This is a genomic window from Emcibacter sp. (assembly GCF_963675455.1).
In the GTDB taxonomy this organism is placed as follows: Bacteria; Pseudomonadota; Alphaproteobacteria; order Sphingomonadales; family Emcibacteraceae; genus Emcibacter.
Genome location: NZ_OY776217.1, coordinates 2,206,100 through 2,226,352, shown reverse-complemented (window position 1 = coordinate 2,226,352; position 20,253 = coordinate 2,206,100). Strand labels below are relative to the sequence as shown.

15 protein-coding genes and 1 pseudogene are annotated in these 20,253 nt (G+C 51.2%); 11 read left to right on the top strand and 5 right to left on the bottom strand.

The features are described 5' to 3' along the window. The first annotated feature begins 635 nt into the window (after positions 1–635). From ACORNT_RS10335 to ACORNT_RS10315, 5 genes are all read left to right on the top strand, one after another. Positions 636–2,522 (top strand): putative nucleotidyltransferase substrate binding domain-containing protein, encoded by a 1,887-nt coding sequence (locus tag ACORNT_RS10335; RefSeq protein ID WP_321390107.1) that lies wholly within the window; start codon positions 636–638, stop codon positions 2,520–2,522. After that, positions 2,522–3,208, top strand: coding sequence for an exonuclease domain-containing protein (locus ACORNT_RS10330; RefSeq protein ID WP_321390105.1), 687 nt, complete (start codon positions 2,522–2,524; stop codon positions 3,206–3,208). Before ACORNT_RS10335 ends, ACORNT_RS10330 begins: the two co-directional genes overlap by 1 nt. 102 nt (positions 3,209–3,310) lie before the next feature. Continuing rightward, positions 3,311–3,601: a DUF4212 domain-containing protein gene (locus ACORNT_RS10325; protein ID WP_321390102.1), complete on the top strand. Its 291-nt coding sequence runs from the start codon at positions 3,311–3,313 to the stop codon at positions 3,599–3,601. A 12-nt stretch (positions 3,602–3,613) separates the two neighbouring features. Beyond that, complete coding sequence (locus ACORNT_RS10320; RefSeq protein WP_321390100.1) at positions 3,614–5,389, top strand: sodium:solute symporter family protein; 1,776 nt, start codon at positions 3,614–3,616, stop codon at positions 5,387–5,389. A 157-nt stretch (positions 5,390–5,546) separates the two neighbouring features. Beyond that, complete coding sequence (locus ACORNT_RS10315) at positions 5,547–9,365, top strand: PAS-domain containing protein (RefSeq protein ID WP_321390097.1); 3,819 nt, start codon at positions 5,547–5,549, stop codon at positions 9,363–9,365. A 35-nt stretch (positions 9,366–9,400) separates the two neighbouring features. Here the strand turns inward: ACORNT_RS10315 and ACORNT_RS10310 are convergent, their stop codons facing one another. From ACORNT_RS10310 to hmpA, 4 genes and pseudogenes are all read right to left on the bottom strand, one after another. Continuing rightward, the gene (locus tag ACORNT_RS10310) at positions 9,401–10,057 is read right to left on the bottom strand and encodes a response regulator transcription factor (RefSeq protein WP_321390094.1); all 657 of its coding nucleotides are present in this window, start codon (positions 10,055–10,057) and stop codon (positions 9,401–9,403) included. A 19-nt stretch (positions 10,058–10,076) separates the two neighbouring features. After that, positions 10,077–10,309: pseudogene (locus tag ACORNT_RS10305) on the bottom strand (acetyl-coenzyme A synthetase); the annotation flags it as partial. Between the two features lie 932 nt (positions 10,310–11,241). Next, entirely contained in the window at positions 11,242–11,424 is a 183-nt protein-coding gene (locus tag ACORNT_RS10300) for an NnrS family protein (RefSeq protein ID WP_420717565.1), read from the bottom strand. A gap of 226 nt (positions 11,425–11,650) precedes the next feature. Beyond that, entirely contained in the window at positions 11,651–12,883 is a 1,233-nt protein-coding gene (gene hmpA, locus ACORNT_RS10295) for an NO-inducible flavohemoprotein (RefSeq protein WP_321390089.1), read from the bottom strand. Positions 12,884–12,970: 87 nt separating this feature from the next. Between hmpA and ACORNT_RS10290 the strand changes: the two genes are divergently transcribed. The 6 genes from ACORNT_RS10290 (at position 12,971) to ACORNT_RS10265 (ending at position 18,809) form a co-directional block, all read left to right on the top strand. Continuing rightward, positions 12,971–13,390, top strand: a complete 420-nt coding sequence (locus ACORNT_RS10290; protein WP_420717564.1) for an Rrf2 family transcriptional regulator — start codon at positions 12,971–12,973, stop codon at positions 13,388–13,390. Between the two features lie 234 nt (positions 13,391–13,624). Further along, on the top strand, positions 13,625–14,791 hold the full coding sequence (locus tag ACORNT_RS10285) for an HPP family protein (protein WP_321390083.1): 1,167 nt from the start codon (positions 13,625–13,627) through the stop codon (positions 14,789–14,791). A gap of 388 nt (positions 14,792–15,179) precedes the next feature. After that, entirely contained in the window at positions 15,180–15,809 is a 630-nt protein-coding gene (locus tag ACORNT_RS10280) for a TetR/AcrR family transcriptional regulator (protein ID WP_321390080.1), read from the top strand. Then, a complete protein-coding gene (locus ACORNT_RS10275) occupies positions 15,806–16,969 on the top strand; it encodes an efflux RND transporter periplasmic adaptor subunit (protein WP_321390076.1) in 1,164 nt (387 codons plus the stop codon). The genes ACORNT_RS10280 and ACORNT_RS10275 overlap by 4 nt, the downstream gene beginning before the upstream one ends. Beyond that, positions 16,966–18,099 (top strand): ABC transporter permease, encoded by a 1,134-nt coding sequence (locus tag ACORNT_RS10270; protein ID WP_321390073.1) that lies wholly within the window; start codon positions 16,966–16,968, stop codon positions 18,097–18,099. The genes ACORNT_RS10275 and ACORNT_RS10270 overlap by 4 nt, the downstream gene beginning before the upstream one ends. A 2-nt stretch (positions 18,100–18,101) precedes the next feature. Further along, positions 18,102–18,809 (top strand): ABC transporter ATP-binding protein, encoded by a 708-nt coding sequence (locus ACORNT_RS10265; RefSeq protein ID WP_321390070.1) that lies wholly within the window; start codon positions 18,102–18,104, stop codon positions 18,807–18,809. Between the two features lie 134 nt (positions 18,810–18,943). Here ACORNT_RS10265 and ACORNT_RS10260 read toward each other — a convergent pair whose 3' ends face one another. Then, complete coding sequence (locus tag ACORNT_RS10260; RefSeq protein ID WP_321390067.1) at positions 18,944–20,197, bottom strand: alginate export family protein; 1,254 nt, start codon at positions 20,195–20,197, stop codon at positions 18,944–18,946. Positions 20,198–20,253 lie beyond the last annotated feature (56 nt).

Here is a 20,253-nt window from a genome sequence, read left to right as displayed (position 1 = left end):
TCTGTCCTTGACTTTAAAGTCTAGTCGCCCCCTTGAAGAATGAAGTAATTTGAGTTCTTCAAGTGTGGAAAACCATTTATTCTCGATGCAATGACGAACGCTTTCTTGATAACCAAATCTTTTTAGCAACTTGGTCGCCAATAAAGGTATAATTAAATTCTTTTTCTTTTCCATAATTCAACATTCTCATCATGATCATTTTCTAAAACAAGCCGGATTGCATTTTTCCCGACACTTCCTCATCTATTATTCAATGTTTGGTGATCAAATAAATACTCCCTTGGGAGTATTAGCGTAACTGATCCTAGTAAAAGTTTTTCCCGTCAAATCGCATGGGACAAAATAGGTTATTTACATATGGAGAGGTTTTCTGGTTCATCGTAATCCTCAAAAGGGATACAGATGGCCCAGGAACAGGACGAGTGGTACAACGTCAGAAAAGATGGTCAAGGACATCCGGCGGGCTACTCGAAAGCCCTCTTCTGTCAAAGAAATCCGCATTGTGCTGGGCGGCCTCACATAACATGTCGAGTTCCCTTGGAATGTGATTGATGTATACTTCTTCTCTAAAAGTCTAATTGCCCCGGAAAGAGTCCGGGTCATACTTGGGAAAAGAATCAAGGACGGGATCCCTCATGACCGCAGAGCTGACAGATATTGTAAATTTCCTCGCGGAACATCATCCCTTTAAAGCGATGACGTCGGAAGCCTTGTCCGCCGTCGCCCGGAAAATAAATATCTCCTATGCGCGCCGGGGCAGCACGGTGCTGACGCCCGGGCAGAAAAACACCAACCTCTTTATGATCCGCAAGGGCGCCGTCGAGCTTCATGAAGGCGGGATTAATTTTACCGCCCGACTGGGGGAAGGGAATTTTTTCGGCTATCCCTCCCTGTTCCGGGACGGGGTCATCCGGAACGGTGTCACCGCCATTGAGGACAGCCTGCTTTATGCCCTGCCCGAGGAGGAATTCAAGACCCTTCTCGGCGAGCACAAGTCCTTTATGCAGTTTTTTGCCACCAACGAAACAGACAGGCTGCGTCATGCCCTGCAGGAAAGTCAACGCCGGGGTCTGCAGGGACAATTGACCGACGGGGAAATCCAGTTCCTGGGCCTGAATCTTGAAGCGCTGATCAAACACGAACCCATATGTGTTTCGCCGGAAACCTCCATCCAGGAAGCGGCGCTGATCATGAGCGGCAGACATGTGTCTACCGTCCTTGTTACGGAGTCAGAACAATTACGGGGAATCTTTACCGACAAGGATCTGAGGCGGCGGGTTGTGGCCAAAGGTCACGACATCCGGGACCAGGTCGGCAATGTGATGACGCCGGGCCCTCTCACCCTGCCGCCGGAAACGCCGGCCATCCGGGCGCTGCTGGCCATGATGCAGCATAATTTCCACCATGTGCCGGTGGTAGACGAGGAAGGCAAGGTGCGCGGGCTGGTCAGCGCCAGCGATATTCTCAACCGTCTCTCTTCCAACGCCGTCTATAATGCGGCCCGGATCGAAAGTGCGGAAAATGTCAAAACGGTGATCGAGACGGTGCAGTCGGTGCCGGAAATCGTTCTCAGCCTGATGAAAACCGGGGTCAGCGCCGATATGACAGGCCACGTGGTGTCCTCCATCGGTGAGGCCGCCCACAAAAAACTTCTGATGCTGGCGGAACAGGAACTGGGGCCGCCGCCGGTGCCCTATGCCCTTTTGGCCTTCGGATCTCTGGCCCGCTGCGACCAGACCGCGCTGTCGGATCAGGATAACGGTTTCGTGCTGTCCGATGACTATATAGAAAGAGAGCACGGCGATTATTTTAAAAAACTTGCCGAGAGAATGTGCGAGGATCTCGACGCGGCCGGTTATGTCTTTTGCGGCGGCAATATTATGGCCAGTAACGACCAGTTGCGCATCCCTCTGTCGGACTGGAAAAAGACTTTTGACAAGTGGTTCAGCGAACCGGATCCCAAGGCCGTCATGCATGCCACCATATTTTTCGACCTGCGCGGCATTTATGGTGACCTTTCCCTGGTAGACAAGCTGAAGGCACATATCACCGAAAAAGCGGTCAAGAGCCATATTTTCCTGGCGCACCTCACAGAAAACGCCCGCCAGTCCCACGTGCCGCTGGGATTCTTCCGGCGCTTTATCCTGTTGCGCAACAAGGAACATGCGGACCGGTTTGATATCAAGAAACAGGGGGTTGTGCCGATCCAGGATATCACCCGCACCCATGCCCTGGCTCACGGGATTGAGGCGGTGAACACGCTGGAACGGCTGGCCCGGCTGAAGGAAATGAAAATCCTGGCACCGGAAGATGCGGACAACCTGCACGATGCCTATGAGTTTATTGCCGAAGTCCGTTTCCGGCACCAGGCCCGTCAGATCCAGCGCGGCGACAAGGCAGACAACTATGTGGACCCGGATGAACTGTCTACCCTGGAGCGGGAACATCTGCGCGATGCTTTCGAAATAGTCCGCAGGGCGCAGGAGCGTTTGTCCCGGGACTATGGCGGCGGAATCTATTGATGTTGCGACGCTGGCTATATCAGTTTCGCCGACGGCGGGCCCTCAGGAATAGTCAGGATCCCGAACTCAGGGAATTCCTGGAAGCGCCAACTGTCCGAGAAAATACGCCCCTGAAAGACATCGAGTTCCTTGCTCTTGATTTTGAAACCACCGGCCTTAATGTCAGCCAAGACCAGCTTTTGAGTTTCGGACTGGTGGTGATCAGGAACCTGCAGGTTGAAATGTCCACCATGGAACATTTTCTGATCCGACCGGGTATGGCCGTACCCGGTGAGAGTGCCGTTATTCACCAGATAACCGATGATGAAGTGGCACAGGAAGGGCTGCCTCCGGAACTGGCGCTCCGAAAGATTCTCCGCGCACTGAAAGGTCGTGTGTTGCTGGCGCACAAATGCGATATCGAGCGACATTTCCTGAATGACGCCTGCCGGAAAATTTTTCAGCTGGACCTTTTCTGCCAGTCCATCGATACACTACAGATTGAGCTACGCAAGCTGAAAAGAGCGGATAAACCCATAAAAAGCGGTGACCTGAGATTGTGGAAACTTCGGGAAGACTACGGTCTTCCATCCTATAAGGCACATCATGCCGCCATTGATGCCCTGGCCTGTGCCGAACTTTTTCTGGCCCAGGTCTCCTACATGGGAGAGGGCGCCACGCTGGGCGATCTTAACCCCGGATACTAAGCTTTCAGCGCTTACCGACATCTACGACTAAAGTCGCCTATCAGCCCCCTGACCTTCCTTGTTAGACTACCGTGTCTAATGTACTAATAGGGAGGATATAGCATGACCCCACCAGAAAATGCGGGCACCGGGGCCGCAGAAATACAAAGAGATCCGGCAGGCTATTGGAAAGCCAATATCAGTCTTCTTCTCAAACTTCTTGTCGTCTGGTTTTTTGTCTCCTTTGGAGCAGGCATCCTGTTTGTGGATGCCCTCAACAATATTCAATTCTTTGGCTTCAAGCTGGGATTCTGGTTTGCCCAACAGGGTTCAATTTATGTTTTCGTCGCGCTGATATTTATCTACATGAAAAAAATGAAAACACTCGATGAAAAATATGGTGTGGATAAATAGGGGAGACGAAAAATGGACTTACAAACCTTAACTTATGTTTTTGTCGGGCTGTCCTTCGCCCTTTATATCGGCATCGCTATCTGGTCCCGAGTGGGATCCACAAAGGAATTCTATGTCGCTGGCGGGGGCGTGCACCCCATAGTAAACGGCATGGCGACCGCTGCCGACTGGATGAGTGCCGCGTCCTTCATTTCTATGGCAGGCCTGATTGCCTTCCTCGGTTATGACGGCTCAGTCTATCTGATGGGCTGGACCGGTGGTTATGTATTGTTGGCGCTTCTGCTCGCACCTTACCTGCGCAAATTCGGAAAATTCACGGTGCCGGACTTTATCGGTGATCGCTATTATTCCGATGCTGCCCGGCTGGTCGCTGTTGTCTGTCTGATTTTTATCAGCTTCACCTATGTGGCCGGTCAGATGCGCGGCGTGGGGATCGTCTTTTCCCGCTTCCTGGAAGTGGACATTAACCTGGGTGTGATCATCGGCATGGCCATCGTCTTCATGTATGCGGTTCTCGGTGGCATGAAGGGCATCACTTATACTCAGGTGGCACAATATTGTGTGCTAATTTTTGCCTATACGGTTCCGGCAATCTTCATCTCCATGCTGATCACAGGCAACCCCATTCCGCAGTTCGGTCTGGGATCTGAACTGGCGGATGGATCCGGTATGACCGTTCTCGGCAAACTGGATGCGGTCCTGACGGATCTTGGGTTTAATGCCTATACTGCCGGCACCAAATCCACCATTGATGTCTTTGCCATCACTGCGGCCCTGATGGTCGGGACAGCCGGACTTCCCCATGTGATTGTCCGCTTCTTTACCGTGCCCAAAGTGTCTGACGCAAGGAAGTCTGCCGGCTGGGCGCTTGTCTTTATTGCAATCCTTTATACCACAGCGCCGGCCATTGGTGCCTTTGCCCGAATCAATTTCATCAACGAAGTGAATGAAACCGAATATGTGCAAACTCCAGCCTGGTTCAAAAACTGGGAATCCCTCGGCCTGATCGGCTGGAAGGACAAGAACGGCGACAGTACCATCCAGTATCGTGCCGGTGCCCCCTTCAAGGGCAAACCCACGTATGAAGGCAATGCACGCGGTGCAAATGGCGAAAGAATGGTCACCAACGAAGCGACCCCATCTGAGAACGAAGTCTATGTGGATCAGGACATTATGGTGCTGGCCAATCCTGAAATCGCCAATCTGCCCAACTGGGTGATTGCTCTTGTCGCGGCCGGAAGTCTGGCGGCAGCGCTGTCAACGGCCGCAGGTTTGCTGCTGGTGATTTCCGCCGCAGTCAGTCACGACCTGTTGAAGAAAACTTTCAAGCCGGACATCACCGACAAGCAGGAACTGATGTACGCCCGTATTGCGGCAGCCTGTGCCATCGGTGTCGCCGGTTATCTGGGCATCAATCCGCCCGGCTTCGTCGCCCAGGTCGTGGCCTTTGCCTTCGGACTCGCTGCTGCCAGCCTGTTCCCGGCGATTCTGATGGGGATTTTCTCTTCCCGGATGAACAAGGAAGGCGCCATTGCCGGCATGCTTTCCGGTCTGGCCTTTACCTTCCTCTATATTGTCTACTTCAAATTCATCTCTCCGGAGATGAATACGAAAGACAACTGGCTGTTCGGTGTCTCGCCCGAAGGGATCGGAACCATTGGTATGGTGATCAATTTCATTGTGGCGACCGTCGTTGCCCGGATCACCGCCGCACCGCCGCAGCACGTGCAGGAACTGGTGGAACATATCCGGGTACCGGGCGACGCCGGAGAAGCGCACACCCACTGATTGGAACAGTCTTCGATTTCAAGCTGCCAGGCCCAATAGGGCCTGGTGGCATTTATATTAGGCGATCGCTGTAATTGATCGTACAATCATAAACATAACATTTTAAAATATAATATAGAGATGGCATTAGACGGGGGACAATGTGACGGCGTCTGTCATGATCATCAGTGCTCTAATATATGTAGTAATACTGTTCCTGATTGCCTGGTTCGGCGATCAGAAGCGGGCAGATGGTTTTACCCGAAAATACCGTCACATCCTATATGGTCTTTCCCTCGGTATTTATTTCACAAGCTGGTCCTACTACGGGGCAGTTGGCAATACCATCCGGTCTGGCTGGGAATATTTGCCCATTTATCTGGGGCCTGCCCTTATTCTGATGTTCGGTTTCAAGATCATCCGGAAGATGGTCGAGCAGGGAAAAGCCAATCATTCCACCTCCATTGCTGATTTTCTTTCTGCCCGCTACGGGAAGAGTACCCAACTGGCGGCCTTGGTTACCTTCATTGCCCTGCTGGGCACGCTGCCTTATATCGCCCTGCAGCTTAAATCTGTGACCATGTCCATCAGCATCGTGCTGGACAATGCCGGTTTCAACAATTTGTCCGACAGCCAGACAACGCCGGTTATCGCGCTGATCCTGGGAGCTTTTGCGATCCTGTTCGGGACGCGGCATGTTGATGTGACGGAGCATAACCGCGGCATGGTCCTGGCCATCGCCTTTGAAAGCGCCTTTAAGATCTTTGCCCTGATCCTTGTTGGCGTCTATGCCTACAGCCTGTTTGAACCTAATGAGTTTTTGGCCCATTTCCAGGCGAAAAGCTCGCCCTTAATGCAGCCTGTCAACATAGAACGGTTTGTCACTCTGACCCTGATTTCCATGGGAGCAATCCTGTGTCTGCCCCGGCAGTTTCATATTATGGTCGTGGAACACCAAGGGGAACAAAATCTGGGGATCGGCCGTTTTGTTCTGTTGACCTCTATGATTATCGTTTCCGTGGTGGCCATTCCCATCGCCCTGGCCGGGCTCAACAGTCCCGCGGCAGGGGACAATCCCGACCTTTATGTCCTGACCCTGCCCTTGGGCAATGACCAGAACCTACTGGCTCTGATCATATTCCTGGGCGGCTTTTCCGCAGCCATGGGTCTGGTCATCGTCTCCGCAGTAGCACTCAGCACCATGATCACTAACGACCTGCTCATATCACTTCTGCTGAGCAACAAACATTTGCGCCCACTGGCCAGCAAGATCATCGGGCGGCGCCATCTGTTTGTCCGCCGCCTGGTGATTTTGCTGCTGATGCTGATGGCCAGCACCTATGCCAGCGGCGTCAGGGACGGAGATACGCTAGCCAGCTTCGGAATTCTGTCTTTTGCGGCCGCCATGCAGTTTATTCCTGCCCTGATCGGCGGCCTGTACTGGCAAAGGGGGCATCGGAACGGGGTTATGCTCGGGCTGACCTACGGTCTGGTGATGTGGATTTATACCCTGATCATGCCGGCCTACTTTGGGGAAAATGTCGTTCAGCTCATTCGTGAGTCTGCCCCACTTCTGGATCCGCAGGCCTTCCTAGGACTTGCGGGATATGACCATTTGACTCATGGCATGATCTGGAGCGTCGGCGGAAACCTGCTGCTTTATATTCTCGGCTCGTTTAATGCGGAACCGCGTATTGTCGACCGGGTGCAGGCCAGTAGTTTTGTTGGCGGCAGCAGCGGATACAGCCTGACAGGCACAATGAAAAGCCAGGCCACCATTGCCGACCTCAGGGTTTTAATTGAACGGTCACTGGGACGGGAAAAAACGGCAGAGGCCTTTGCGGCCTACGAGACCCTGAACGGCCAGCCCCTGTACGATCATAATCCTGTAGATGCAGATCTGGCGCGTTTTGCGGAAAAACAGGTCGCCCGTGTTATTGGCGCGGCCTCGGCAAGAATTATAGTGGGGTTCGCCCTGACCAAAGGAAATCTGGGAATCGAGGATATTGCCACGGTTCTGGATGAAACTCACCAGAAACTGGAATTTACTCAGGAACTGCTGCAATCGACGCTGGATAACCTGATACAGGGGGTGTCGGTGGTGAACAAGAATCTTGAACTGGTGGCCTGGAACATACGTTATATTGAAATGTTCGAATTCCCGAAGAACTTTATCAGGCCGGGTATGCCGATAGAGGAGGTATTGCGTTTCAATGCCGAAAATGGCGTTGGTAATGACATGGATGTTGCCCGGTTTATCCGCAGGCGTATCGAACACCTTAAGTTACGCCGTCATCACAATTACGAGCATACCCATAAAGACGGCCGTGTCATCAAAATCGAGGGCCGTCCCATGCCGTTCGGGAACTATGTAACCAGTTTTACGGATATTACCGAAAGCAAGAGAATTGAACAGGCGCTGAAAGACAGTGAACGAAGCATCCGTTTTTATACGGACAACGTTCCGGCCCTGATCGCCTTTATCGACAGGAATCTCATCCTGAAGTTCGCAAACAAAGCGTATCTTGAGTGGTATGGTGGAGACCGTAAGGACGCAATTATCGGATGCCACATCAATGAATTTCTGGCAGAGCGGGATTTCGAATACAGGCTTCCCTATATCATGCAGACAATGTCCGGGGAAAGTGTCAATTTCGATCTGGAATTGCTTGATCGCCGGCACAATGCCGTCCAGTTCCAGGTCAATTACGTTCCCCAGTTCCAGAACGGTTCTGTCACCGGCTACTTCGTGCTCTATCAGGATATTTCCGCCCGTTTCCAGGCCGAGCAGGCCCTGCAGAAAACAAATATTACCCTCGAACAAAGAGTTGTCGAGCGAACCAGCGAACTCAGCCGGGTGAATGTGGAACTCGTCAAGGCCAAGCAACTGGCGGAAGCCGCCACACAGTCGAAGACCAAATTCCTCGCTGCCGCCAGTCACGACCTGTTGCAGCCGTTGAATGCGGCCCGCCTCTTCGCCCATGCGTTGAAAGAAGATGTCCGCGATCAGTTACCCGATGCCCTTGATATTGCCCGCAAGCTGGACAGTTCCATCCAATCGGCGGACCAGTTGATACGGGCGTTGCTGGATATTTCCAAGCTGGATGCCGGTGGTATGCGACCAAATGTCAGTCGGTTTGCCCTTCATGATATTCTTGATGACCTGGTTAGTGATTTCTCTATCATTGCCGGACAGAAGAATATCAACATTCACTATGTTCCGACCGGGGCCTATGTGGAAAGCGACAAGGGGCTGTTGTTCTCTGTCCTGCAAAACCTGATTTCAAATGCGGTCCGCTACACAAGCACGGGCCGTATATTGGTTGGCTGTCGCAGGAAGGGTGAAGAGATTACGGTATACGTCTATGACACGGGGATCGGTATTCCCGGGGATAAAATAGACAGTATCTTTAATGAATTCGAGCGGCTAAAAGATATTCCCGGCGCGGAAGCGGGACTTGGGCTGGGACTTGCCATTTGTGACCGTATTGTCAAGATCCTGGGACACCGGATCGAAGTCTCGTCAACTGTCGGCACGGGAAGTTGTTTTGCCCTTACACTGCCGATGGCAGGTGAAGGGGAGATCACGGTGAAGCCCGGATCCAGTCGTCCTAAACAGCGCTTTCTTCTGGACCGCCTTATCCTCTGTGTTGATAACGACAAGGCCATACTGGACGCCCTGAAAATATTGCTGGAAAGATGGGGGGCGAATGTGCTGCTTGCAGCCAATCGTCAGGAAGCAGAGAGCTTTTGGCAGGACTCAGAACGTTTGCCGGATATTGTCTTGCTGGACTGGCAGCTGGATGAAGGAGATACCGGTCCGGCGCTGTTTGATCATCTGTGTGCCATCTGGGGGGAACAGCCGCCGGCCATTATTGTGACAGCGGAACGCCAGGAAAGTGCTCTGAAGACACTGGCGACTGACCTGCCGGTTCTCTCGAAACCTGTGGCGCCGGCCGCATTGCGGGCTCTGTTGCAAAACAGTCTGAAGGGGTGAAATTACGGAGAGGTCTGGCGGTAGGCACACCCAGCCTAGTCAACGTCAAGGAGGGCCTTTTCGATATCCAGTCCCCGTGCAACCATCACCGCCTGGGTTCGGTTGATCACATCCAGTTTGCGAAAAATCGCCGTAAGATGTGCCTTTACGGTCGCCTCTGTTATACCGAGCTCGTGAGCAATCTGTTTGTTCAGCAGGCCGCGGACGACAGCATGCAGCACCTTGAGTTGCGCGCCAGTGAGTTGTTTGAGTTTCTGGTTGGTTTCAGACTGCTCCTTGTCCAGAATAACGTTGTCGAGATCAATGTGATCCGGCGTCCAGATGTCGCCCTGCATGATGGCGTCGATGGCGCCGGACATCTGGTCCAGGGAAGAAGATTTGGGAATAAAGCCGGAGGCGCCGAATTCTATGGCACGGATGATAATTTCCGGATCCTCGCTTGCGGAGACGACGACGATCGGCACAGAGGGGAATTCCTGGCGGAATTCTATCAGGCCGACAAAACCGTGACTGTCTGACATATGCAAGTCGAGAAGCAGGAGAGAAATGTCTCCCTGCTTCATCCGTTCACGCGCTTCCGCAAGATTGCCAACCCCAACCGTCTGATGTTCTGGCAAAACAGGCTTGATTGCCTGTTTCAGGGCGTCCCTGAACAATGGGTGGTCATCTGCAATAAGCACAGTTGGCAACATTTTCATTATCGCCTTTATCCTATTTGTTCTGCCGATTTCCAACCAGATTATCAACAATTGGCGGATCTGCAAGCGTTGAAGTATCGCCCAGGTTGCCGAACTCATTTTCGGCAGTCTTTCTCAGGATCCGGTGAATAATTTTGCCAGACTTTTTTTCGGAAATCCTAGTGTAAACTGTATTATATCCGGAAAAGCAATAGGGCTTATTTCTCTGCGCACCCATAACACACTCTCCTTTTGCAAATCGTCTGTCCACCCATCCATCGCACATTCAAGCACTCCAGACAGGACCTGAAGTTTTCGGAGAATAGATGAAGGCACCAAATCACTCTGATCCGACATCCAGTTCTTAAAATTCTCGGGTGTGAGATCTTATAGAAAAATATCTGCAATCGGATGACGACAAAGTTTGTTAAGATGGACAATTTCCCAGAGAGAGATCACCGCTTCTTGACACTTTCCACTTTGCGCGATTTGTGCGTTTTTTCAGATAAGATCGAAAATGAGGGAAAAACGGAAGAGGGTCAATCGCAGAAAACTGCGGTTTTCCGTAGGTTAAAAAGGTTTGGGAATGTCTGGGAGAGGATATTGGTGCCGCCCAACGGCACCGATAAATCTATATTACTCAGTATGTTAAAATAAAAAAGTGCGCTTTATTTGCGCACTTTTTAAAACTTTCATCACGGCATATCACGGGATTTTAGAGGAGTCTAACCCTTAAAATTCCAAGACAAGACGCCCCTCCGAATGATTTGGAGTTTAAGTTGGTTGCTAGGGCAGGATTTGAATTGAATCCATACTCAGATTTTCTCCGACTTGCTGCTTGAAATAGCTCAATCCGGGAGACCAATTTGGAGTTCCAAAATATAACCTGGATTTTTGCAAAAAGCAGAAACTCGGGTAACCACCAGGACAAGGCGCTCGCACAGCACTCAACAGTGCGTTTGGAATTGACACCGCCCCTGCTTTTGGAAATCAGAATAAGCGATAAACCGGAATCAAGCTGACTTGTCGGTGTGTGCGTGCCTTCCCGATGCCTGGAGATACGCCACCCGCCAGCCAATCCGTCACGAAACCGGCTGGGCCGGATTCAAACGCCCCCTATCTTTCCCCAAGACGTTAACTAACTTCCACGAGATCGATTGAAAATTCTGTTAAGGCAAAATTTAAATAATCCGCTTCTTCTACGAACTATCGAAACATAGGAAAATCAGGAAGAAACCTGCTACCACAGCCCCGACATAACCGAACATCATTTCATGCAAATGCCAGTCAAGCGTGATGTTTTTAGAAAGGGCTTCCGACCAGAAAAAGAATGACATCAGCCAGACCGGCACGAAGCAGAGACCCAAAAGTCCCGCCTCCAGAAAGAACGGTCAAAACCCCAGGCTGAAAAAAAGCTCCCATCTGTAAGAAATCTGTTACCTCCTCCGACCTTCTCCCCTTCAGTGAAGCCATTCTCAGGGAAGAAGGGTTCCACTCGACCTGCTTCAGCAGATACATACCGGATTAACAGCATTCCAATTTTTGGCAGGTTCACGGGATGGAAACCCCATCCCGTACGGTATCTGCCGGGGAAACACTGGCTCCTGATTAATCCGCTTTCTGCAACTCTTCACGTGGGCCGAAAAACTCGAAATGAACCTGGGTGCCGGGCAGGCCCCATTTGAGCAGGTCATGATAAATGTTGATCATAAACGGCTTGGGGCCGCAAAAATAGTAATCCGCATGGCGGTCGGGCAGAAAAGATTCAATCAGTTCGGCATCAACAAGGCCTGTTGAACAATTGCCGCTGCGATCTACGCCCTCTTTTGCCTGATCGCTATATCGATAATGGATTTTCAGATTGGAATGACTTTCTGCCAGCTCGTCAATCGTCTTTTTGAACGCCTGCACTTCTTCATTAAGACATCCATGGATAAAAATGATCTCACGGTCCGGCATCGAGTCAATGGCTGACGTCAGGATACTGAGGAGTGGCGTAATACCGACACCTGCCGCCAGCAGAACCAGCGGGCGTTCATGACGATCCTTGAGGTTCAGGAAAAACTCGCCACAGGGCGGCCCAACCTCCAGGACGCCTCCCACTTCGATCTCATCATGAAGCTTATTAGACACGTACCCATCGGCCGCGCCGGCATGAGGCGCCGCTTCCCGTTTCACACTGATCCGTAAATAATCCTGGCCGGGTTTGTCAGACAGGCTGAAATTTCGCATTGTCGTCGATCCATCGGCAGTCGCCAAGCGCAGGGTAATATACTGCCCCGGCAGATAAACCGGCAGGGCGCCATTATCTTCAGGCTTCAGATAAAAGGATGTGATATTACTACTTTCAGCTTCTTTCTTCTCCACCCGGAAGTTTCTAAAACCGTCCCAGCCGCCTTCTTTATCCGAGTTACTGTCATAGATCTGCGTTTCCCGGCCGATGAGAATTTCGGCGAGAAACCCATATGCTTCTGCCCAGGCATTTATGACCTCGTCTGTTGCGCCTTCGCCCAGGACTTCGCGGATTGACGCCAGAAGGTTTTCTCCCACAATCGGATAATGCTCCGGTTTGATCATAAGGGAGGCATGTTTCTGGGCGATCAACTCAACCGCACCGCCCAGAACTTCCAGATTATCAATATTTGCTGCATAGGCGCATACCGCACCTGCCAGCGCACGTTGCTGCGTGCCTTCCGCCTGATTGGCCTGATTAAAATAAGGCGCAACTTCCGGGTTATGAGAGAACATGCGCTGATAGAAATGCCGGGTCAGGGTTTCCCCATGCTCCTGCAATATCGGAGCGGTAGACTTGACGACATCAATGGTATTCTGACTAAGCATTAAAATAAATCCTTTATATAATATGTATTTTAAATACATATTATGATTGACTTGGCACAATTGCAACTCTGTTTTAATGTAAAAAACATGCACTTAACTTCATTCACAGATTATGGCCTGCGCACCCTTATGTATCTTGCGGCCTGTCCGGAAGAGATGTCGAGCGTCAAGGAAATATCGGAACACTATGGGATCTCGCGTAATCACCTGGTGAAGGTCGTTCACCGCCTGTCCCAACTGGGCTACATCAAGACCTTAAAAGGAAAAGGCGGCGGCATACAGATTGTCAACGGCACAGAAAAGCTGCGCCTGGGCGACCTGATCACCCAGCTTGAACCGAATATGACTGTAGTTGAATGCTTTAATCCCGAGACAAACACGTGCAATATTTCAGGAACCTGCAATCTCAAACATTATCTGTTCGAGTCTACAAAGAGCTTTACGGACACGATGAACAAATACACGTTGGCGGACGCAGTGAGCTCCGGTTTTGATATAGAATCCTGAATAGTTGGCCGAACACCTGCAAACGACTCCCCCGCTTCATTAAGATCAGCGAATTTGGACAGCGGTTACCTGACCAGAAGATTCATTCTTTTCTTCTGGTCAGAACATAATGTGTATTGTAAATACATATTATTTAGAGAAAGGATTTGTTATGCAGTTCGCACGTCAGATACAGTACCTACATTGCCCGCAACCCACGAAATTTTTGCCACTAGTCCTCCTGTGCCGCTGATCATGTTGTCCAGATTACGCGCGATCGGTCCGGCGGTCGCCTGGTCCTCATCCGGCGAAGCTGTTCGTGCAGGCGCAGGCGTTTTTATTGGACTGGGCATCACCGGACTTCTCGCCCTTTCGGGCTTCTTTGACCTGGCACCCGGCTTTTATCTGATTGCGCCGTTCGGGGCGAGCGCCGTTCTTTTGTTTGCGGTACCCAACAGCCCGCTCGCCCAACCCTGGCCAGCCATCGTCGGGAATACTGTCGCGGCCCTGGTGAGTGTGACTGTGTGCATGTATGTTCCGGACCCTACGCTGCGTATAGCCTTGGCCGTCGGCCTTGCTATGGTTGTTACTATCCTGTGTCGCGCGGTGCATCCTCCCGCCGGGGCAGTCGCCATGACTGTCGCAATGAATCCGGATGCCGTGAGTGAATTGGGTTTCATGTTTGCCATCACCCCTGTCGCAACAGGTTCTGCAATATTGGTTCTGTTGGCAACCCTCTATGCCAGACTGACCGGGCGCCGCTATCCATTTCGGCAATTTGACGAGCCAAACAAACATGGCACCCTGGACCCTGAACCAACAGAACGCCTGGACCTCACGGAAGAGGAGTTGACTGAAATTCTGGAGAGATACCGCCAGTCACTAAACCTGGGCGTCGAGGACCTGGCCCGCCTGATTGGCGCCGCGGAACTGCAGGCGTCAACGCACAGGATCAGCCCGACAACGGCAGGGGATGTCATGTCACGCAACCTTATAACCGTCAGGCCGGAGACACCCGTGGCGGATATCGCTGATTTATTCAAGCACCACCGCTTTGCCTCCCTTCCCGTTGTGATTGATGACGGTCATTTTCTTGGCGTGATTTATCAGATTAATCTGATCAGCTTTGTAGGCACCAATAATCGTCACCTGAATCTAAGCGTTGCTCCCGTGATAAAACGCTTGCTGGGTTCCGGCTGGGACAAACCTGTTCATGCCGCAGACGTCATGGACATTGACATTCCCCGAGCAGAGGTGGCGACCCCAATCGCGGCTCTTTTACATTGGATGGCCGACGGAGACGTGGATGCTGTTCCCGTGCTGAAGCATACTCGTATCGTCGGTATCGTCACGCGCTCGGACCTCATCAGAGCTCTGGCCCGGGAAAGTCTTGTGACAAAGGATGCCGCATCAGAGTTATAAAATGCCAAACAGGTATTAATCTGAAAGATCATCAGGGCCGTTCCCGAAAATTAAAACCGTGCCCCAACCTTTAGCCAGAGTTTGGACGTGTCCACGGAATAGCTGTCCGCATCATAATGGGCAAATTTAAGACCGAATGAATGACGATCGATTATCTTTTTGCTTGCGGACAAGTCCCACTCGCGCCCGTAGTCGGCATTACCGACATCAACCTCAAACTACTATCCTATCTCCGTTCCCCTAATTGTATGATCAGTTTCTCGGTAGGGTCCCTGAGTTTCGCAGCCGGGACAATGAAAAATCTTCGGGAAAATTCTATAAGAGGCAGAAAATTTGACACAAGTTTCTTTTGTCTATAGTTAGTTATTAATAACTAACTGGATGTAGAATGACACGTATTAGGAAATCAGCCGATAGGCGAAAAGACGAAATCATTGATGCCACGCTTCGCCTTGCCGACAAGCTTGGACCAGACCGACTGACAACAGAGAAAATTGCAGAGGCTGTAGGCCTTACGCAACCGGGAATTTTCCGGCACTTCCCAAAGAAACAGGACTTATGGGAAGCAGTGGCGACACGTGTGGGCGCAATGATGGAAAAGCGCTGGGTAAAAGCTCAAAACCCCGACAGCACCCCAACAAACCAGATACGAACAACAATCACCGCACAGTTACGGTTAATTCAATCCACACCGGCAATTCCCTCAATTCTTTTCTCCCGTGAACTACACACCAAGAATAAAGGACTGAAAAAAGCGTTTTTTATTCTTATGGGACGTTTTCACCACATCCTCTCTAACTTGGCGAAACAAGCGATCCAGGCTGGTGAGTTTCGTGAAGACCTTGATCCGGATGATCTTGGCTTCCTTTTTATAGGCTTGGTACAGGGCCTTGCGATGAGATGGTCAATCAGTGATCGCAGCTTTGACTTGATTCATGAAGGTACCCGCCTGCTCGAAATCCAGCTAAGAGGTTTTTCTGTCACGAAGGCAGTTAATGACAAGGAGGAGCTCCAATGATAAATCGCATTCCCCGCTATCTTCTAATACCGCTGGTAATTGGCGTATTCGGAATTTTTGTTTATCTTGTCTTTTTCATGCGCCCTCTGTTGGTCGACGTCACCCAACCGACAGAAAACATATCAGTCAAAGTCTTTGGACTTGGCACCGTTGAAGCACGTGTCCAATCAAATGTCGGCTTCGAAGTGGGGGCAGCACTCATTGAACTAAACGTGGATCATGGTGACAGAGTGAAAAAAGACGACGTTCTCGCAAGTCTGTACAGCGCCGACCAAGAGTCCCGCCTTGCCAAGGCCGGAGCCGGAGTTCTTAATGCAGAGGCCGCATTGAATATGGCGGAATCTGCCGTGGGCAAGGCTCGCGCTGTACTTGCCCAGAAAAAACAATCGAACAAACGTAAACAAGCCCTCGCCGCCCGTAATACCATATCAGTTGAGACCGTTGAAGAAGCACAGACGGAAGAAGATGTAGCCGCGGCGGAGCTGGCGGTTGCGATCAGCGCTGTTGAAGTTGCGCGGGCAGCAGTGAAAGACGCAAAATCCCAATTCAAATATGAACAGGTTCTGCTCGGTCATTATGTGCTTAGAGCGCCCTACGATGCAATTGTAGTGAAACGCCATAAAGAGCTTGGAACTGTAATGACACCTGGAGAAGCGCTTTTCACATTAGTCGCCCCCGAAACCGTCTGGACGTTGGCTTATGTAGACGAAGCAAATGCAGGAAATCTGCGTGTTGGCCAACCTGCAGAAATTCATCTGCGTTCACTGCCCCAACAGGTGTTTGAAGGTCATGTCGCCCGCATTGACATAGAGAGTGACCGGGTTAATGAAGAGCGTCGGGTCTATATTGCTTGCGATCGCTGCCCGGAAAGTTTCTATCTCGGAGAGCAAGCCGAAGTTTACGTCACAACAAATACAATAGACCAAGCAATTTTAGTGCCGGAAACGGCTATCGAGCACCTAAACGGAACCAACGGTTTTGTCTGGATGATAGAAGATGGAAAACTGCACTATCGTAAGGTCGCTTTCGGACATAGAACGCTCGATTCCCGTCTTGAAATTATTGATGTACTGCCGAAGGGCGCCAGTGTTGTCAGCAAACTTCGTTCAGGATTAAAGGCAGGGCGCTCAGCAAAACCGCGGGGCGGGAAATCACCATGAATCTTGCCTATAGAGATATTCGCCATAATCTCGGACGCTTTTTACTGACATGTTTCGGACTGAGCCTCCTTCTGGGCACAGTATTATCCATGATCGGGATTTATCGCGGACTAGTTGAAGATGCCTTAACATTGGTCCGCACACCTGATGTCGCTGTCTGGATCGTTGAATCTGGCACACGAGGCCCTTTTGCCGAAGCCTCTCGTATTCCAGGTGACACGCGAGAAGCCATTGCCCGCCTGCAGGGTGTAAGGTCTGCAGGAAGCATAACCTACCAATCCGTTGAAACGCTCTTCAAAGGAAAAAAAATACGCCTTTATGTCGTCGGTTACGAACCAGGACGCCCAGGCGGGCCTAACCGGATCTCCGTTGGGCGGGCAATTGGCCAGAGCCATTTTGAGATTATTGCCGACAAGAGAACCGGCATGTTACCTGGAGACCAGGTAAAACTGGGGCGTGACACATTCACCGTTGTCGGCCTGACAGAGGGGCAAGTTTCAACTGGCGGCGATCCTGTTGTCTACACCACACTGAAAGATTCACAGCAACTACAGTTTGAGTTGAGCCCACCCGCTATGCGTCGGGAGATCGCACGAGGCAAGGGTTCTGGCGACACAGACACAATCAACGCTGTTATTGCCCGCGTCTCAAAACATACATCTCCAGATATTGTGGCAAAGGCCACCCGGCGCTGGAAACATCTTGCAGCAATGACTCAAGCTGAACAGGAGCATATCCTGACCCGATCCGTAGTTGAACGAGCTCGTAAACAGATAGGTCTTTTTACAGCCTTACTGATGGTCGTTTCAGCCGTCATCATTGCCCTGATCCTGTATACGATGACGATGGATAAGCTGCGAGAGATTGCTACTCTCAAGCTGATTGGGGCACCAGACCGCACCATAGTCGGACTTATACTACAACAGGCTCTTGCAATGGGCATAATCGGCTTCGGCCTTGGCGCCCTAATGATCACAAGCATCAAAGACTATTTCCCGCGCCGTGTTGTACTCCAACCTGAAGATGGCCTTGCGCTGGCAGCAGCATTGATTGTTGTTTGCATTATTTCAAGTGCACTTGGAGTACGACTGGCACTAAAAATTGACCCGGCGACCGCTTTGGGGAGTTAGTGATGACAAACACTCAAAATAAAACACCGCTCGTCCATGTCCGGAAAGTTTCCAAACATTTTGGCGAAGGAGAAGCACGTGTGGATGCTCTGCGCGAGATTAACCTGGAGGTCTATCCTGGCGAGGTGGTTGCATTACTTGGACCAAGCGGATCCGGCAAAACTACTCTACTGAATGTCATTGGCTGTATTGTAGAACCCAGCGCGGGATGGCTGTGCCTTGACGGGGAAGTTGTGTATGATGACCAGTGGTTACGATCTGACCTGCGCAAGCTCCGCCTTGAAAAGATTGGTTTTATTTTCCAGTTTCACAACCTTCTCCCCTTCCTCAACAGTACAGATAACATTTCGGTGGTATTAGATCTGGCCGGGCTCGATGCCGCAGACGCAAAAAAACGAGCGATTGAGCTTCTGGAATACCTGGAAGTCGGGCACCGGCGAAATGCAATGCCAGCCAAACTATCCGGCGGTGAGGCCCAACGGGTGGCCATTGCCCGTGCCCTTGCAAACCGGCCCCGGATCATTCTTGCAGATGAACCTACAGCAGCGCTTGACTCCCAACGAGCAGGAATAGTGATGGATTTGTTGCGCAAGGTAGCAGTTGAGCAAGACGCCGCGATCCTTGCCGTTACACACGATGAAAAAATTTTCGACAGGTTTGACCGCATCTTCCAACTGCGGGATGGCATACTGATCAATCACGATACCTGAAGCAAAAATTCAAATAAGTCTCACCCCAAATTACTCATCAGATTTACATACAGTCCGGGATTTTCAGCTTTTTATTATACCAGCCCAGTATAGGAGCGGGTCGGAATGTAATCATTCACGTCTCCTGTCCAGGTCTAGAACCGTGCCCCAACCGTCAGCCAGAATTTGGACGTATCCACAGAATAGCTGTCTGCGTCATAGCGGGCAAACTTGAGACCCAGAGAATAATGATCGAATATCTTCTTGCTTGCGGACAAACCCAACTCGCTCCCATATTTGGCACCACCGAAATCAGCCTCAAACTTGTGATAGACTGCCGCCAGCTTCAAACCATCAACAATAGTCTCTGTCGCCATGAGCGTATAGTTGATCGTGAGATAGAAATCCCTGAGGCCCGCAACCGGCGTAGTGAGAAATTTATCAGCCCAGCCGTTAAACTTGTGCAGGGTCGCCAGTGGCGTCTGGAAGGCGGTAACGCCATTATCACTTCCCAGAACTTCGTAGCCGGCCTTAACCGTTAGACCGTCGAAACCAACCCCGGCCTCACCCAAAAAATAATGCGCAGAATAGTCGCCGGGATTACCGGCCCGATCCGTCTGGTTTGCATATTCGAGGGCGTAGTGCAGTTTTGTTGCCTCCCCGAGCCCGGTCGAACCGGCAAATCGCGCACCGATCGTGTTACTGTTCAGGCCTTGAACCGCTACATTGTCAAATCCGAGCAGGTAGTCGTAAACAGTCAGTTTCCCGAACTGCAGGCCATCATAGGAGATATTGAAAAAATGACTGTCCGCCGCCAGGTCGCCAAGGGGATGGTCCTCGCCGAATATCCGGTTCACATTCCAGACATAAGTATAGGCAAGAGTAACACCCGCCACCGGCGTGTTGACCAGACGCAGGGCATCAAAGGCCTGGTCATTCTGCCGCCAGCCCACCGTGCCGACAAAACGCTGGTTATCCAGATTCAGGGCCTGCCGGCCACCCGTCAAGGTAAAACCGTTTATCCCTTTGTACGTCAGATAGACCTGGTTGACCTCGGTATTTTTCGGGTCAGCCACCACCGGATAGTAATTTTCGCCGTTAACCGTGTTGTTAAATTTCCCACTGGCGATTGCCGTCACATTCTCAAACTCCAGCAGTCCGGAAATTCCCTTGAACGTCCCGGTTTGATAACCGAGCCTGGTCCGCAGTGTTGACGCGTTGGCATGTTCGGCAAAACCGTCCTGGTCCACAAATTCATAGCGGTAGCGCAAATCGAGATAGGCTTTACCCTTGGTCAGCGCGTCGGAAATGTTTTGCGCCTCTTCCGCCTGTGCGATCCCGGAAAGAGCCAGCGCTCCAAAGATTGAATGAAGGGCAAACATCTTTGCCGTAAATGAATATACGGTCATCCCCTGTTCCTTGTCTGTTTAAACAGCAGGCCCTTTCACCGACATGAACCGGTGAA

What these genes read in the sequence shown, in the direction of transcription:
- ACORNT_RS10265 (WP_321390070.1), top strand. Translation starts at nt 18,102, where the DNA reads ATGACAAACACTCAAAATAAAACACCGCTCGTCCATGTCCGGAAAGTT.
- ACORNT_RS10260 (WP_321390067.1), bottom strand. Translation starts at nt 20,197, where the DNA reads ATGACCGTATATTCATTTACGGCAAAGATGTTTGCCCTTCATTCAATC.
- ACORNT_RS10330 (WP_321390105.1), top strand. Translation starts at nt 2,522, where the DNA reads ATGTTGCGACGCTGGCTATATCAGTTTCGCCGACGGCGGGCCCTCAGG.
- ACORNT_RS10315 (WP_321390097.1), top strand. Translation starts at nt 5,547, where the DNA reads ATGATCATCAGTGCTCTAATATATGTAGTAATACTGTTCCTGATTGCC.
- ACORNT_RS10280 (WP_321390080.1), top strand. Translation starts at nt 15,180, where the DNA reads ATGACACGTATTAGGAAATCAGCCGATAGGCGAAAAGACGAAATCATT.
- ACORNT_RS10310 (WP_321390094.1), bottom strand. Translation starts at nt 10,057, where the DNA reads ATGTTGCCAACTGTGCTTATTGCAGATGACCACCCATTGTTCAGGGAC.
- hmpA (WP_321390089.1), bottom strand. Translation starts at nt 12,883, where the DNA reads ATGCTTAGTCAGAATACCATTGATGTCGTCAAGTCTACCGCTCCGATA.
- ACORNT_RS10270 (WP_321390073.1), top strand. Translation starts at nt 16,966, where the DNA reads ATGAATCTTGCCTATAGAGATATTCGCCATAATCTCGGACGCTTTTTA.
- ACORNT_RS10290 (WP_420717564.1), top strand. Translation starts at nt 12,971, where the DNA reads ATGCACTTAACTTCATTCACAGATTATGGCCTGCGCACCCTTATGTAT.
- ACORNT_RS10285 (WP_321390083.1), top strand. Translation starts at nt 13,625, where the DNA reads ATGTTGTCCAGATTACGCGCGATCGGTCCGGCGGTCGCCTGGTCCTCA.
- ACORNT_RS10335 (WP_321390107.1), top strand. Translation starts at nt 636, where the DNA reads ATGACCGCAGAGCTGACAGATATTGTAAATTTCCTCGCGGAACATCAT.
- ACORNT_RS10320 (WP_321390100.1), top strand. Translation starts at nt 3,614, where the DNA reads ATGGACTTACAAACCTTAACTTATGTTTTTGTCGGGCTGTCCTTCGCC.
- ACORNT_RS10275 (WP_321390076.1), top strand. Translation starts at nt 15,806, where the DNA reads ATGATAAATCGCATTCCCCGCTATCTTCTAATACCGCTGGTAATTGGC.
- ACORNT_RS10325 (WP_321390102.1), top strand. Translation starts at nt 3,311, where the DNA reads ATGACCCCACCAGAAAATGCGGGCACCGGGGCCGCAGAAATACAAAGA.